Raw genomic sequence first — 13,832 nt, forward strand, 5'->3', positions numbered from 1 at the left:
GGGGGCCGCGCCTGGCGTTCTATCCACCGCCTGGCACATGATGCTGCGCGACCTGCAGGCGCAAATCGTGTGGCGGGACATCCTGGCCTGGATCACCGACCCCACCGCCCCGCTGCCCAGCGGCGCGGACACCAACCCGGAGATCCCCAGGCTGCTGGCCGAGGGCCGCGAACCATGACCGTCCCACCCCCGATACGCACCATCATCCTGAACGCCGACGACTATGGACTATCCCCGGGCGTTTCCCAGGGCATCCTGGCCCTGATCCGCCAGGGGCGCCTGTCGGGCACCAGTTGCATGACGGCGACGCCCTTCTGGCCGGAGCACGCCCCCTGGCTGGCCGAGGTGATCGACAGGGCGGACGTCGGCCTGCACCTGACCCTGACCGACCAGGAACCGGCCGGCCCCTGCCCCGCCCTGGCCCCCAATGGCCGCTTCGGCGGCGTGGGCGACCTGATGGTCCGCTCCCTCACCGGCCGGCTGATGGGCCCGGCGATCCAGGCCGACCTGGCGGCGGAGATCGAGCGTCAACTGGATCTGTTCGAGGTGCATACCGGCCGGCCGCCGTCCCACGTCGACGGGCACCAGCATGTCCACCTGTTGCCCGGGGTGCGCGGCCTGGTGCTGGACGCGGTGGCCCGCCGCTATCCCCGGGGCGGCGTCTACGTCCGCGACTGTTCCGAACCCGTGGCCGCCATCCTGGCGCGCGGGGTGGACAGCGTGAAGGCCGTGATCATTGCGACCCTGGCGCGGGGCTTGGCCGGCGCCGCGGCGCGGCGCGGCATCCCCACCAACCAGGGCTTCCGCGGCGTCTATGATTTCGGCCCCGCCCGCGACTTCCCCGCGCTGATGGCCAAGTTCCTGGATCCGGCCCGCGACCGCGCCCTGATCATGGTGCACCCCGCGTTGTCCGACGACGTGCTGGCGGGGCTGGACCCGGTGGTGGCCAGCCGGCAGGTGGAACAGGCCTATCTGTCGGGCGACGCCTTCGCCCAGCTTCTGGACCGGTCAGGCGTGCGGCTGGGCCGCCTACAAAACGGGTTGACCCCGTGAGGGGCAGCGCGCTTCATGCCGCCCCATCACGCCATTCGCAATCGAGGACCAGGGATGCCGGACCCCCGCAGCGCCAAAGGGCCGTCCCATAAGCCCGCCCAAGCCCACCCGCCTGCGGCCAAGCCCGCCCCCACCGGCCCAGCGGCCGAGAAGCGCAAGACCTTCCGTGTCCTGGGCCTGCCGGCGGTGGCCGCCCTGTTCGCGCGGGATCCCGGCCGGGTGGAGCGGCTGTTCTTCGACGACCGCATGAAGGAGAAGGTGGGCGCCTACTGCGCGGGCCTGGCCCAGGCGCGCAAGGTCTATCGCCTGCTGCCGGCCGACGAGATGGAGAAAGTGGCGGGCACGCCGCTGCACGGCGGCGTGGTGGCCGTGGCCCCGCCCCGGCCGGTCCTGCCCTTCGACGGGGATGAGGCCGCCAAGTGGGCGGCGGCGGGGGAGCCGCTGATGATCCTGGACGGTGTCGGCAACCCGCACAACCTGGGCGCCATCGTCCGCACCTGCGCCTTCTTCGGCATCAACCGACTTGTGCTGTCGGACCATGCGGAGCAGGCCCTGCCGTCAGAGGCCGCCTATCGCGTGGCGGAAGGCGGCTTTGAATATGTGACGCTGTACCAGGTATCGCGCTTTGTTCAGGCGCTACGCCACCTTCGCACCCATTATCGCATCGTCGGCACCGCCCTGGGCGACCATCCGGACCCCGCCGCCGTGCTGGCGGCCGAAGCCGGCGCCAAGCCCGCCGCCCTGATCCTGGGCAATGAAGAGGTGGGCCTGCCCGCCACCACGCTGCAGGCCTGCAATCAGCTGGTCACGCTGCGCGGCGTGGGTCAGGTGCAATCGCTGAACGTCTCCGCCACCGCGGCCATCCTGGTCCACGCGCTTGCTACCACTGGGGCGACCACTGGAGCGACCACTGGGGCCCGGCAGGGCTGAGCCGTCCCATGCCCCGGCTGATCCTGTTCAACAAACCCTATGACGTGCTGTCGCAGTTCAGCGACGACGCCGGTCGCGCGACGGTGAAGGATTATGTGGACGTCCCTGGCGTCTACCCGGCCGGGCGGCTGGATCGGGATAGCGAAGGCTTGCTGATCCTCAGCGACGACGGCCCTTTCATCCACCGTATCGCCGATCCCAGGCACAAGCTGCCGAAGACCTATTGGGCGCAGGTGGAGGGCGTGCCGGACGAGGCGGCGCTGGCGGCCCTGCGCCGGGGCATCACCCTGAAGGATGGCCCGACCCTGCCGGCGGGGGCGCGCCTGATGGATGAGCCGGCCGGATTGTGGCCCCGCGATCCGCCCATCCGCCATCGCGCCGCCATCCCCACCCGTTGGGTGGAACTGACGCTGATGGAGGGACGCAACCGCCAAGTCCGCCGCATGACGGCGGCGGTGGGTTTCCCGACCCTGCGCCTGGTGCGCTGGGCCGTGGGCGACTGGACGCTGGATGGCCTGGCGCCCGGGATGTGGCGGGAGGCGCCCTTGCCGCCCCGACCGGCGCCCCGGCCGGCGCCTGGGAAAGCGGCTACGGCGTCTCGACGATCAAGGTGACGCGCCGGTCGGCGGCGCGGTCATGGTCCGGCGCGTTGGGGTCGGCGTTGGGATCATGGGGCCGGGTGTCGGCGTAGCCCACCGCCCGCAGGCGGTTGGCCGGCACGCCGTCGCCGATCAGCATGCGCACCACGGCGGCGGCGCGGGCGGCCGACAGTTCCCAGTTGCTGGGAAAGCGCGCGGTGTTGATCGCGTTGCTGTCGGTGTGCCCCTCAACCGTCACCATGCCCTTGAGCGACTGCAGCACGGGGACCAGGCGGGACAGCAGCTTCTGGCCTTCGTCACCCAGATCAGCGCGGCCGGAGGCGAACAGCACCCTGTCCTTGATCTCGATGGACAGGCCCCTGCCCCGCGCCTTCACCTGCACGTCTGGCGGCAGGTCCTGGGCCTCCAGGTCCTGGGCCAGCCGCTTGGCCTCCGGCGTCGGTTCTTCGGCCGGCCCGGCTTCGGGCAAGGCGTCCTGCGGCGGGCGCTGCGGTGGATAGGGGGGCAGCGGCGGCAAGGTTGGGCTGGAGACGGAGGCCGCCGTGGGCCGCTTGGCCATGTCGCGGGCAGGCGCGCCCACCGGATCGGCGGTCACGGCGACCCGGCCGGCGCCCGGCTGGTTGTTATCGGACTTCAGCTTCAGCCGGCCATTGATACCCAGGATGGCCACCATGCCCAGGAACACGATCATCAGCAGGGTGACCATGTCCATGTAGCTGATGACCCATTCCTCGGATTCCTCCGCCGGCTCACCGGGCATGCGGCCGGGAACGGTCCGATCCTGGCCGACGCGGCCGCCCCGGGCGGAGGTGCCCGGCCGCCGGCCGGCCGGCTTCGGCGCCAATTGCGACGGGGGGACCGCGTTCGGTGTCGCCGGCGGCGGCACGGGGGCGCCGCTGGCGTAGACGCGGGCGGTGTGTCGGGGCTTGGGCGGTGGCGGCGGGTCGCCGGACTGGTCGCTAGGCGCCACCCCAGTCCTCCTCCCGCGCGTCGCGCAGGTAATGGTCCAGGCTATCCTGGATGATGGTGGGGGAGCGGCCAAGGTGGGTCAGCACCACCCCCTCCAGCAGCACGTTCATCAAGGCGACCCGCCGGCCGGTGCGCTGTTCCAGCTTGATGGCGATGGGCTTGAACACCAGGTTGGCCAGCACCAGGCCGTAGAGGGTGGCCAGCATGGCCACCGCCATGCTGCCACCGATCAGGCCGATGTCGCCCTCCCCCAGGTGCTTCAGCATGCCGACCATGCCGGCCAGCGTGCCCAGCAGGCCGAAGGCGGGGGAGAATGTCGCCAGCGTGCGGAAGAAGCGCGACTGCCCGGCTTCCAGTTCCATCTGCTTCTGGATGCGCCAGTTCATGACCTGCAGCAGGTCCTCCAGCGGTTGGGCGTCCACCACCATCTGCAAGCCCAAGCGTAGGAAGGGATGGGACACCCGTTGCGCCCGCTCATCCGCCGCCTGGATGCGCTTCTCATGAAGATGGCGCGCCACCTCCATCAGTTCGGCCACGTCGGCGCGGATGCTGTCGCGGTCGCGCACGATGCCGACCAGGGCGCCCAGGGCGGCCCGGATCTCATCGCCGCGGAACGCCAGCAGCGCCACGCAGACCACACCGCCCAGCACGATCACCAGGCCTTCGGGATTATAGTAGAAGTGCCAGCTGCCGCCGGCGGAGATGACGAACCACAGCAGGGCGACCGTGGCCAGCACGCCCGCCAGCGTGGTGCCGATGAAGCGGGAGGTGACGCCCCCCTTTGCAGGACCGCCGGGCCTGCGCCCGCCGGTGCTGGTTCCTCTGGTGGCGGCCGGCGCAGTGCGCACCGGGCGCGTGCCCCGTTCATTCAAAGTCACGCCTTGCCCCTAACGGTACGGATGCCGCCTCCCCCGGCGGCGTGATCGACAGATTAGCCGAGAGATCCCGGCGAATACACCCCGCACAGAAGATCAAGGGTTTAGGCCAGGAACGGCGACGGCCCCGCCCGCGATTGCGCGGACGGGGCCGTTGGCATGGGCCCCAGACCGGAGTGTTGGCCCGGAAGGTTGCCCGGAAGGATGATGGGGTGTGTCAGCGGCCCTGGATGGTGATGGTCAGGGTGTCGGTGTAGGCACCGGCGATGGCCTGGGCGTTGGCGGGAACGGTGACGGCGACGGTCGCCGTCTTGTTGAAGGCGGCGGCGGAGCGGACGACGTTGACGCTGCTGCCGGCGGACTGGCCGTCGTAGATGGGGGTGTAGCTGATGGGCTGGGCGCCGGTGGCGGAGGACTTGAGGTTGCCGCCGTTGGCGGAGGAGACGCTGATCTGGTAGCCGGCGCCGTCGTTGCAGTTCTCGACCACGCTGCCGACGGTGACGGCGCTGGAGCCGGAGAGGATGTTGAGCTGGGCGCCGGCGTCGGTCACGGAAACGGTGCAGGTCTGGGCGACGGTGCTGTTCAACTGGATGGAGCCCGAGGCGCCAGCGGCGGCGAAGGCGGGGGCGGCGGCCAGGGTGGCGGCGGCGACGGCGGCGATGGCGGCGAAGCGGATCATGACGGGGTTCCTATCGGTTCGGCTGGGCTTGTTGCCCGATTGCTTTGATGAAAAGTTAATAGCAATCGGGGTGCCAAGATCGGGCGTGCGCCGGACGAAATTGATTAACATGTTGATATCAATTGGATAGTTGTCAGAAGGCCGCATGCCGTGTCAGAGGCGATCGCGAAGCCTGTTGCGTTGCGCACCATGCGAAAGGTTAGGAAGGTCAGCGGAATCAATGCATTAGGATTGGCATTCCGCCAGGGTCGCGGCGGATGCGAAAAAGGGCGCCCCGGCCTGGAGCGCCCTTTTCCGAACCGATGGCGGTGTGTATCGCGGGCTTACTTGCCGGCGATGGTGATGGTCAGGGTGTCGGCGTAGCTGCCGGCGATGGCCTGGGCGCTGGCCGGAACGGTGACGCTGACGTTGGCGGTCTTGTTGAACTGGGCGCCGGAGCGGGTGACGGTGAAGCTCTGGCCCGAACCGTTGGTGCCGTCGTAGGACGTGGTGTAGCTGATGGCGCTGGCGCCGGTGGCCGAGGACTTCAGCGTGCCGTTGTTGGCCGACGCGACGGTGATGGTGTAGCCGGCGCCGTCGTTGCAGTTCTCCACCACGCTGCCGACCGCGACGTTGCTGGAGCCGGACAGGATGTTCAGGGTGGCGTTGGCGTCGGTGACGGCCACGGTGCAGGTCTGGGCCACGGTGCTGTTCAACTGGATGCTGCCCGAGGCGCCGGCGGCGGCGAAGGCGGGGGCGGCGGCGAACAGGCTGCTGGAAACCAAGGCGGCGGTGGCGGCAACGGCGGCGATGCGGCGGATCATGGCAAGGGTCCTATCGGTTCGGTGGGCGGCTTCTGCGGCCCCGGGTTGGTTCATGTCCCGTTATAAGCACCCGCCGTGCCAATTCACCGGCCGCCTTATTGGCTTGTCACCAAATCTCAACGAATTCAGGATATTGTCGAGCCACCCCAATCGGACAGGTTGCAATCCTTTTTACGTAACCCTGTTGAGTTAGCCCGCATACTGCAGGCTGCATCGCACCCTTGGGATAGGTCTGTTTAATAACGCCTTGCATTTTGCACAGACACCCTACAGCCACTTGGCTACCTTAACCACGGATAGCGACGCCTCTTCTTTCGACGCTCCCCATACGGGTGGGTGATGGGCGAAAACCCAGACTCATGTTAGGGTCACGCGGCACTTTACGCTGAACCCTTAACGCCCACCCTTTAACGCCAGTACCCTTCGGAGACACGTTCCTATGGCCAAGGCCTCTGCCACCCCCGTCCTCGTCGTCGACGATTACGCCACCATGCGCCGCATCGTGCGCAACCTTCTGACCCAGATTGGCTTCACCCAGATCGAAGAGGCCGCCGATGGCGCCGAGGCCCTGGGCAAGCTGCGCGGCTCCAGCGTCGGGCTGGTCATTTCCGACTGGAACATGGAGCCGATGACCGGTCTGCAACTGCTGAAGGAAGTGCGCGCGGACGTCCGCCTGAAGGGCACGCCCTTCATCATGGTGACCGCCGAATCGAAGACCGAGAACGTCGTTGCCGCCAAGGAAGCCGGCGTCAACAACTACATCGTGAAGCCATTCAACGCCGAAACGCTGAAAAAGAAGATCGAGAGCGTCCTCGGCACGCTGGAGTAACCCGCATGGGCCAGAAGGGTGTGGTTGAAACGGCGGCCTTGTCGGCCGCCGATTACACGGCCATTGAAGCCGACCTGCTGCGCGATCCGCGGACCCGGGCCTTCCTGGAACGGCGCGACGCCCAGATGCGGGACCTTGGCGCCGCCGCCGGCGGCCAGTTGCTGGGGGCCCTGAAGGCCGAGATCGGCAAGCTTCAGTCCATGAGCCATCAGCTGGGCGATGGCAGCATCGCCATCGCCGGCCAGCATCCGCACATGCACATGATGCGGCAGGAACTGCGGCAGCTGTCCTCGCATATCGAGCAGACCAAACAGGAAATCGCCCAGATGGTGCCCAAGGATTCGGCCAACAGCCGCATCCTGGCCGCCACCTCGGAACTGGACGCCATCGTCACCGCGACGGAGCGGGCGACCAGTGACATCCTGTCCGCCGCGGAGGCCATCCAGGCCACCACGGAGCGTCTGGCCCGCACCGGCCACATCGACGTGATCGACATCGCCACCGATATCGAGAACCACGTCATGTCCATCCTGCTGGCCTGCAGCTTCCAGGACATCACCGGCCAGCGCACCACCAAGGTGGTGAACACCCTGCGCTACATCGAGCACCGCGTGGCGGCGATGATCGGCATCTGGGGGGTGGAGGGCAACGGCGACCCCATGATGTCGACCAAGCCTGGCGACACCCGCCCCGACGCCCATCTGCTGCACGGGCCCGCGCTGACCGACGTCAGCCAGGATAACATCGACGCCCTGTTCAACGCGGCGGACGAGGCGCCCAAGCCGGCCAAGCCGGCCGGCCCCAGCAGCCAGTCGGACATCGACGCCCTATTTGACTGAAATGGGTTCGACTGAAGCGGCGCTCGGCTGAGCCGGGTACCGACCAGGACAGGAAAGTGACGAAAGCGGTCCGCAAAGGCCGCTTTCGTGTTTTTCGGGCCTTGCGATTTCAGCCCCGCGCGCACACCCTGCAACTTGACCATTTGGTCAGGTTGTGGGCATCGCATGCCGGCGCAGCCATCACCCGGACCAGGAGACGCCGAAGGCCATGACAGCCACCCCGCCCGCCCCGGTGCCCACCCCGGCCGTGCCCGCCCTGTTCACCACCGCCGCGGCCGCCCGGGACCACGCCCACGCACCCTATTCCCGCTTCCTGGTGGGGGCCGCCATCCGCACCCCGGACGGCGCCGTCTTCGCCGGCGGCAATGTGGAGAACGCGGCCTATCCCCAGGGCCAATGCGCCGAAGCCAGCGCCATCGGCGCCATGGTGGCGGCGGGGGCCAGGCGCATCGCGGAGATCGTGGTCATTGGCGCCCCGGCCGACCCCGCCGCCGACGCCTCCGGACTGTGCACACCCTGCGGCGGGTGCCGCCAGCGCCTGCGCGAATTTTCCGCCCCCGACACCCTGATCCATGTGGCCGGGCCGGAGGGGGTGCGGGCCACCTTCACCATGGACCAGTTGCTGCCCTTCTCCTTCGGGCCCGACAATCTAAGTTTCTAACCCAAGCCCCCGTTTCCAACCGGGCCGAGCCGAGCGTCACACCGCCATGACCGATCCCCAGTCGCAAGAAGGGCGAGAACTCGCCCGCCGCGCCCTGCCGCTTCTGGACCTCACCAGCCTGAACGAGGACGAGGATGAGGCCACGACCGACGCGTTGTGCGCCCGAGCCGTGACCCCGGCGGGCAGGGTCGCCGCCGTCTGCCTGTGGCCCCGCTTCATCCCCCAGGCGCGCGAGCGCCTGGTTGGCACCGGCGTGCGCATCGCCACGGTGGTGAACTTCCCCGGCGGCAGCCTGTCGCCGGAACGGGTGGCGGAACAGACGGCGGAGGCGCTGGCCGACGGTGCCGATGAGATCGACGTGGTCATCCCCTATCACAGCATCATGCACTATCCCCACAGCACCCAGCCGGATGAGGTGTTGGCCGCGACGCGGGAGGCGGCGGGCGACGCGGTGATGAAGGTCATCCTGGAAACGGGCAGCCTGGCCAAGCCCATCTTCATCGAGAAGGCGGTGGAGATCGCCGTGCGCAACGGCGCCGATTTCCTGAAGACGTCCACCGGCAAGGTTCAGATCGGCGCCACCTTGGGGGCGGCCCGCATCATGCTGGAGGCCTGCCGCGACAGCCTGCTACCGGACGATGACGGCAATCCCAGGCGGCCCGTGGGCTTCAAGGCCTCGGGCGGAATCCGCGACCTGGACGGCGCCCGCGACTACCTGGCGCTGGCCGACAAGATATGCCGGCCCGACTGGGCCACCCCCGCCACCTTCCGCTTCGGCGCCTCCGGCCTGCTGGACGCCCTGCTGGCGGCCCTGGGACAGGACACCGGGTCGACCGCCGCACCCGGCGGGTACTGACCCCACCCATCGACCCGTCCGGCCGCCACCATGGGCGGCCGGACCGCATCCCATGAACGGACCATCCCCATGCTTCCCCAGGAAATCATTCGCCAGAAGCGCGACGGCGGCCGCCTCAGCGCCGAGGACATCACCGACTTCGTGCGCGGCCTGACCGACGGCCGCGTCACCGAGGGCCAGGCGGCCGCCTTCGCCATGGCCGTCTATTTCCAGGGGCTGGAGATGGAGGAGCGCGTGGCCCTGACCCGCGCCATGACACGATCCGGCACGGTGATGGAATGGCGCTCGCAAGCCCTGCCCGGTCCCATCCTGGACAAGCATTCCACCGGCGGCGTGGGCGACAAGGTCAGCCTGCTGCTGGCACCCCTGGTGGCGGCCTGCGGCGGCTTCGTCCCCATGCTGTCCGGCCGCGGCCTGGGCCACACCGGCGGCACCTTCGACAAGATGGAAAGCATCCCCGGCTATGTCGTGCAACCGGACCTGGAGAAACTGCGCCATGTGGTCCGCGACGTGGGCTGCGCCGTCATCGGCGCCACCTCCGACCTGGCGCCGGCCGACCGCCGCCTCTATTCCATCCGCGATGTGACGGCGACGGTGGAGAGCATCGACCTGATCACCGCCTCCATCCTGTCCAAGAAGCTGGCCGCCGGCCTGGACGGCCTGGTCATGGACGTGAAGTTCGGCAGCGGTGCCTTCATGGCGCAATACGACCAGGCCCAGGCCCTGGCGCGCAGCATCGCCAGCGTGGCGCGCGGCGCCGGCCTGCCCACCGTCTCGCTGCTGACCGACATGAACGAGGTGCTGGGCACCACCGCCGGCAACGCCGTGGAAGTGGCGGAGTGCGTCGCCATCCTGAGGGGGGAGGCGCCGGAGGCCCGGCTGTGGCAGGTGACGCGCGACCTGACGGCGGAACTGGTGCTGCTGGGCAAGCTGGCCGCCGATCTCGACGAGGCGCGGGCCAGGGTGGATCGCGCCCTGGCCGACGGCAGCGCCGCCGACCGCTTCAGCCGCATGGTGGCGGCCCTGGGCGGCCCGGCCGACTTCCTGGAACGGTCGGACAAATATCTGGTGGCGGCCCCGGTGGTGCGCGACATCCCGGCCGAGGACGCCGGCATCGTCACCGCCATCGACACCCGCGCCGTGGGCATCGCCGTGGTGGCCCTGGGTGGCGGCCGCACCCGGCCGCAGGACGGCGTGGACCACCGCGTGGGCTTCACCGGCATCGTCGGCCTGGGTGCCTCCGTCGGCCCCGGCTGCCAGCCGCTGGCCCGGGTGCATGCGGCCACCGAAGCCGATGCGGATGCCGCCGTGGCCGCGCTGCGCCGGGCCTTCACCGTGAGTGCCGGTCCGGCCCGCCGGGGCCCGGCGGTCACGGAGCGCATTCTTGGCTGATCGGGGCGTGATCCCGGAGGGGCGCCACCGCCCCTCCATTCCCCCTATACAGCGGCTTTACCAGGGCATGCCGGCGGCTTGACCGCCACTAATGGGGGCATCCTTTCGGATTCGGCCCCTTTCTCCTGGCATTTATTGCATTCTTGACGGTTAACGGCCATGATTCGGCGGCGTCGTTGGGCAATCGGAATGATCATGCCCCGCCGCTGGTCCGTTCTGCCTGCGAGATGCCGCGTCCGCGGTTCACGCGCCCGCCCCCGAAGCCTGAAACGCCTCCGCCCCATGGTCCCCGATCTCAGCAAGATACAGACCCTGCTGGTCGACGCCGACCTGAACACCCGGCGCATCCTGCGCGCCATGCTGGCCCGTATGGGGATGGACAAGGTGCTGGACCACGGCACCCTGGCGGAAGCCGCCAGCAGCCCGTCCACCATCGATCTGGTCATTCTGGACGCCGACCAGGCTGACGGAGCCGCCTTCCGTTGGGTCCACGCCATCCGCCACGGGTTGACGACGCTGAACCCCTTCGTCGGGGCCATCGTCATGACCTGGAACCCCACCCAGCAGCTGATGATCCGTTTCGCCAGTTCCGGCGCCGACGACATCCTGGTGAAGCCCTATTCGCCCAAGCAGGTGCAGGACCGGCTGGTGAACCTGGTGGAGAACCGCAAGAAATTCGTCGTCACCAGCGACTATATCGGCCCGGACCGCCGCCGCAGTCCGCGCGAAGGGCAGGTGGTGCAGCTGATCGACGTGCCCAATCCCCTGCGGCTGAAATGCACCGGCGAGTACGAGCGGGTGAATATCCATGAACTGACGGCCCAGGCCGCCCAGGTCATCGATGCGGAGAAGGTGGTGCGTCACGGGTTCCAGGTGGCCTTCCTGGTGGAATTCGCCCTGCCCGGCCTGTCGCTGAATCCGCCGGAAAAGCGGGCCGTGGACCACGCCCTGCGGGTCGTCGGCGTGCTGGAGGATCTGGAGCGGCGCCTGCCACCGGGCGACCTGCGGGTGGAGGCCACCCACCACATCCGCCGCATGGAGGTCGTGGCCCACACGCTGAAGACGCGCGGCTTCCTGTCCCCGGACGAGTTGGAGCGCCTGCGCCAGGACGCCCACGCGCTGATGGGACTGACCAGCCGGGTGGACGACGCGGAGAAGCGGGTGCAGGAAGTGATGGCGGCCGTCAACGGCTATCGCAGCCGGCTGGAACAGTTGGCCATGGCCAAGGCCGCCCCCGCCGAGGCGGCGGCACAACCATCTTAAGCTCCGTTGGGCGAACCCAGGAGCCCCAACCCCTGCGGCATAAGCCCGCCCAGGCTCAAGCCCATGGCAGGCCCGCCAGGCCCACGGTATGGTTGGGCCCGACATCCACCGCCCCCCGCCCCCGCCATGCCGCACGACCACGACTCATCACATCACACGCATGATCACGTCCCCAAGGACGGCGGCGGGCATGACCACGATCATCACGGGCATGATCACCACGGGCACGATCACCACGACCATGACGGGCACGATCATGACCATGGGCACGGCCATAGCCATGGGCACGGCCATAGCCATGGGCTGGGCGGCCACCATCACGCCGCCCCGGCTGACGCCGGCACCGCCTTCGCCATCGGTATCGTCCTGAACCTGGCTATGTGGCGGCCGAGGCGTCCTACGGCGTGGTCAGCAACTCCCTGGCCCTGCTGGCCGACGCCGGCCATAACCTGTCCGATGTGCTGGGCCTGGCGGCCAGCTGGGTGGCGGTGATCCTGCGCGGGCGGCGGCCGTCCAGCCGTTACACCTACGGCCTGGGCGGCAGCTCCATCCTGGCGGCCCTGGCCAATGCCGTGGCCCTGCTGCTGGTCACCGGTGGTATCGCCTGGGAGGCGGTGCGCCGCTTCACCGAACCGCAGCCCGCCGCCCCGATCCTGATGATGTGGGTGGCGGCGGGCGGCATCCTGGTCAACGGTGGCACCGCCTTGCTGTTCATGCGTGGATCCAAACATGACCTGAACCTGCGCAGCGCCTTTCTGCACCTGGCCTCCGACGCCCTGGTCACCCTGGGCGTGGTGGTGGCCGCCGCCGTCATCCTGTGGACGGGCTGGGATTGGGTCGACCCGGTGATCAGCCTGGTGATCAGCATCGTCATCGTGCTGGGCACCTGGTCGCTGCTGCGCGAATCGCTGAACCTGGCGCTGAACGCCGTGCCCGCCGGCATCGACCTGGGCGCCGTGCGCGCCTACCTGGCCGGCCTGCCCGGCGTGACGGAGGTGCACGACCTGCACGTCTGGGCGCTCAGCACCACCGACACGGCCCTGACCGCCCACCTGGTGCGCCCCGATCCCACCGACGGCGACCGGCTGCTGGCCCGCATCGGCCAGGAGCTGAAGGCCGGCTTCCGCATCAGCCATGCCACCGTGCAGATGGAAACCGGCCAGGGTGAGCCGTGCGCCCTGGCGCCGGATCACGTGGTGTAAGGGGGAGTGTAGCGCCTTAGAGCGGGATGAAATAAGGCTGATTCAGGATTGGATTCCCAACGAGCTTGGAATGTGATTCAAGGTTACCGGTTTGATTTATATGGGGCCGGGAACGATGGGTCGTCCGTACTCGATGGATCTTCGTCAGCGCGTTGTTGACGCGGTTAAGCTTGATGGCCTGTCACGCCATCAGGCCGCGAAGCGGTTTGGCGTTGCGGTGAGCACGGCGATCAAATGGCTGGAGCGCGAGGCGGTAACCGGCAGCGTGGCTCCTGGTCAGATGGGAGGGCATAAGCCGAAGGCGATCTCCGGGGAGCACCGGGACTGGCTGCTGACGCGCTGTGCCAGCGGCCCGTTCACCTTACGTGGTCTTGTCCGTGAGCTGGCGGACCGGAATTTGAAGGTGGACTACCGCTCGGTCTGGGAGTTCGTGCATGCTGAGAAACTGAGTTATAAAAAAAGACTTTGGTCGCCACGGAAAGAAGCCGGCCGGACATCGCCCGCCACCGGGAGCGATGGCTGAGACTGCGACCGGGGATCGACCCGTCTCGATTGGTGTTCATCGACGAGACGTGGACCAAGACTAACATGGCGCCGTTGCGAGGCTGGGCCCCGCGTGGGCAACGGTTACCTGGTCCGGCCCCCTTCGGCCATTGGAATACCATGACCTTCATCGCCGCCCTGCGCCAAGATCGCGTGGATGCGCCGTGGCTGATCAAGGGGCCGATCAACGGCGAGCGCTTCAGGATCTATACCGAGCAGGTCCTTGTCCCGACATTGAAGCCCAACGACATCGTCATCATGGACAATCTCGGCTCACATAAAGGCAAGGCCGTCCGGGACGCCATACGGGCGGCCGGGGCCAGGGTGATCTCCTCCAAA

At 68.5% G+C, this 13,832-nt stretch carries 14 protein-coding genes and 2 pseudogenes; 12 read left to right on the forward strand and 4 right to left on the reverse strand.

Annotated features, from left to right (window positions below):
* Positions 1-174: 174 nt before the first annotated feature.
* The 3 genes from I55_RS00945 to I55_RS00955 are packed head-to-tail and all read left to right on the forward strand — an operon-like array spanning position 175 to position 2,597.
* Complete coding sequence (locus I55_RS00945) at positions 175-1,053, forward strand: ChbG/HpnK family deacetylase (protein ID WP_044558551.1); 879 nt, start codon at positions 175-177, stop codon at positions 1,051-1,053.
* A gap of 54 nt (positions 1,054-1,107) precedes the next feature.
* Positions 1,108-1,983 carry an RNA methyltransferase gene (locus tag I55_RS00950; protein WP_044558552.1) on the forward strand — a complete coding sequence of 292 codons (876 nt, stop codon included), beginning with the start codon at positions 1,108-1,110 and terminating at the stop codon, positions 1,981-1,983.
* Positions 1,984-1,991: 8 nt separating this feature from the next.
* Complete coding sequence (locus tag I55_RS00955; RefSeq protein WP_044558553.1) at positions 1,992-2,597, forward strand: rRNA large subunit pseudouridine synthase E; 606 nt, start codon at positions 1,992-1,994, stop codon at positions 2,595-2,597.
* Here the strand turns inward: I55_RS00955 and I55_RS00960 are convergent.
* From I55_RS00960 to I55_RS00975, 4 genes are all read right to left on the reverse strand, one after another.
* A complete protein-coding gene (locus I55_RS00960; protein WP_044558554.1) occupies positions 2,572-3,552 on the reverse strand; it encodes an OmpA family protein in 981 nt (326 codons plus the stop codon). The two genes, I55_RS00955 and I55_RS00960, sit on opposite strands and share 26 nt — an antisense overlap.
* Positions 3,542-4,429 carry a motility protein A gene (locus tag I55_RS00965; protein ID WP_252180968.1) on the reverse strand — a complete coding sequence of 296 codons (888 nt, stop codon included), beginning with the start codon at positions 4,427-4,429 and terminating at the stop codon, positions 3,542-3,544. The genes I55_RS00960 and I55_RS00965 overlap by 11 nt, the downstream gene beginning before the upstream one ends.
* A gap of 214 nt (positions 4,430-4,643) precedes the next feature.
* On the reverse strand, positions 4,644-5,105 hold the full coding sequence (locus tag I55_RS00970) for a spore coat protein U domain-containing protein (protein ID WP_044558555.1): 462 nt from the start codon (positions 5,103-5,105) through the stop codon (positions 4,644-4,646).
* Between the two features lie 323 nt (positions 5,106-5,428).
* Positions 5,429-5,908 carry a hypothetical protein gene (locus I55_RS00975; protein ID WP_044558557.1) on the reverse strand — a complete coding sequence of 160 codons (480 nt, stop codon included), beginning with the start codon at positions 5,906-5,908 and terminating at the stop codon, positions 5,429-5,431.
* A gap of 439 nt (positions 5,909-6,347) precedes the next feature.
* Between I55_RS00975 and I55_RS00980 the strand changes: the two genes are divergently transcribed.
* The 9 genes and pseudogenes from I55_RS00980 to I55_RS33955 all read left to right on the forward strand — a co-directional run.
* Positions 6,348-6,737, forward strand: coding sequence for a response regulator (locus I55_RS00980; RefSeq protein ID WP_044558558.1), 390 nt, complete (start codon positions 6,348-6,350; stop codon positions 6,735-6,737).
* A 5-nt stretch (positions 6,738-6,742) separates the two neighbouring features.
* A complete protein-coding gene (locus I55_RS00985; RefSeq protein ID WP_044558559.1) occupies positions 6,743-7,576 on the forward strand; it encodes a hypothetical protein in 834 nt (277 codons plus the stop codon).
* A 208-nt stretch (positions 7,577-7,784) separates the two neighbouring features.
* Entirely contained in the window at positions 7,785-8,237 is a 453-nt protein-coding gene (gene cdd, locus I55_RS00990; RefSeq protein ID WP_044558564.1) for a cytidine deaminase, read from the forward strand.
* A 46-nt stretch (positions 8,238-8,283) separates the two neighbouring features.
* Positions 8,284-9,093, forward strand: a complete 810-nt coding sequence (gene deoC, locus I55_RS00995) for a deoxyribose-phosphate aldolase (protein WP_044558560.1) — start codon at positions 8,284-8,286, stop codon at positions 9,091-9,093.
* A gap of 69 nt (positions 9,094-9,162) precedes the next feature.
* On the forward strand, positions 9,163-10,485 hold the full coding sequence (deoA, locus tag I55_RS01000; protein ID WP_044558561.1) for a thymidine phosphorylase: 1,323 nt from the start codon (positions 9,163-9,165) through the stop codon (positions 10,483-10,485).
* 282 nt (positions 10,486-10,767) lie between these two features.
* Positions 10,768-11,748 (forward strand): response regulator transcription factor, encoded by a 981-nt coding sequence (locus I55_RS01005; RefSeq protein ID WP_044558562.1) that lies wholly within the window; start codon positions 10,768-10,770, stop codon positions 11,746-11,748.
* A 190-nt stretch (positions 11,749-11,938) separates the two neighbouring features.
* Positions 11,939-12,118: a hypothetical protein gene (locus I55_RS38095; RefSeq protein WP_252180969.1), complete on the forward strand. Its 180-nt coding sequence runs from the start codon at positions 11,939-11,941 to the stop codon at positions 12,116-12,118.
* Positions 12,052-12,950, forward strand: a pseudogene (locus I55_RS01010) (cation diffusion facilitator family transporter). The gene I55_RS38095 and the pseudogene I55_RS01010 overlap by 67 nt, the downstream one beginning before the upstream one ends.
* A 115-nt stretch (positions 12,951-13,065) precedes the next feature.
* Positions 13,066-13,832, forward strand: a pseudogene (locus I55_RS33955) (IS630 family transposase); the annotation flags it as partial.

Source organism: Azospirillum sp. B4 (genome assembly GCF_000333275.1).
Taxonomy (GTDB): domain Bacteria; phylum Pseudomonadota; class Alphaproteobacteria; order Azospirillales; family Azospirillaceae; genus Nitrospirillum.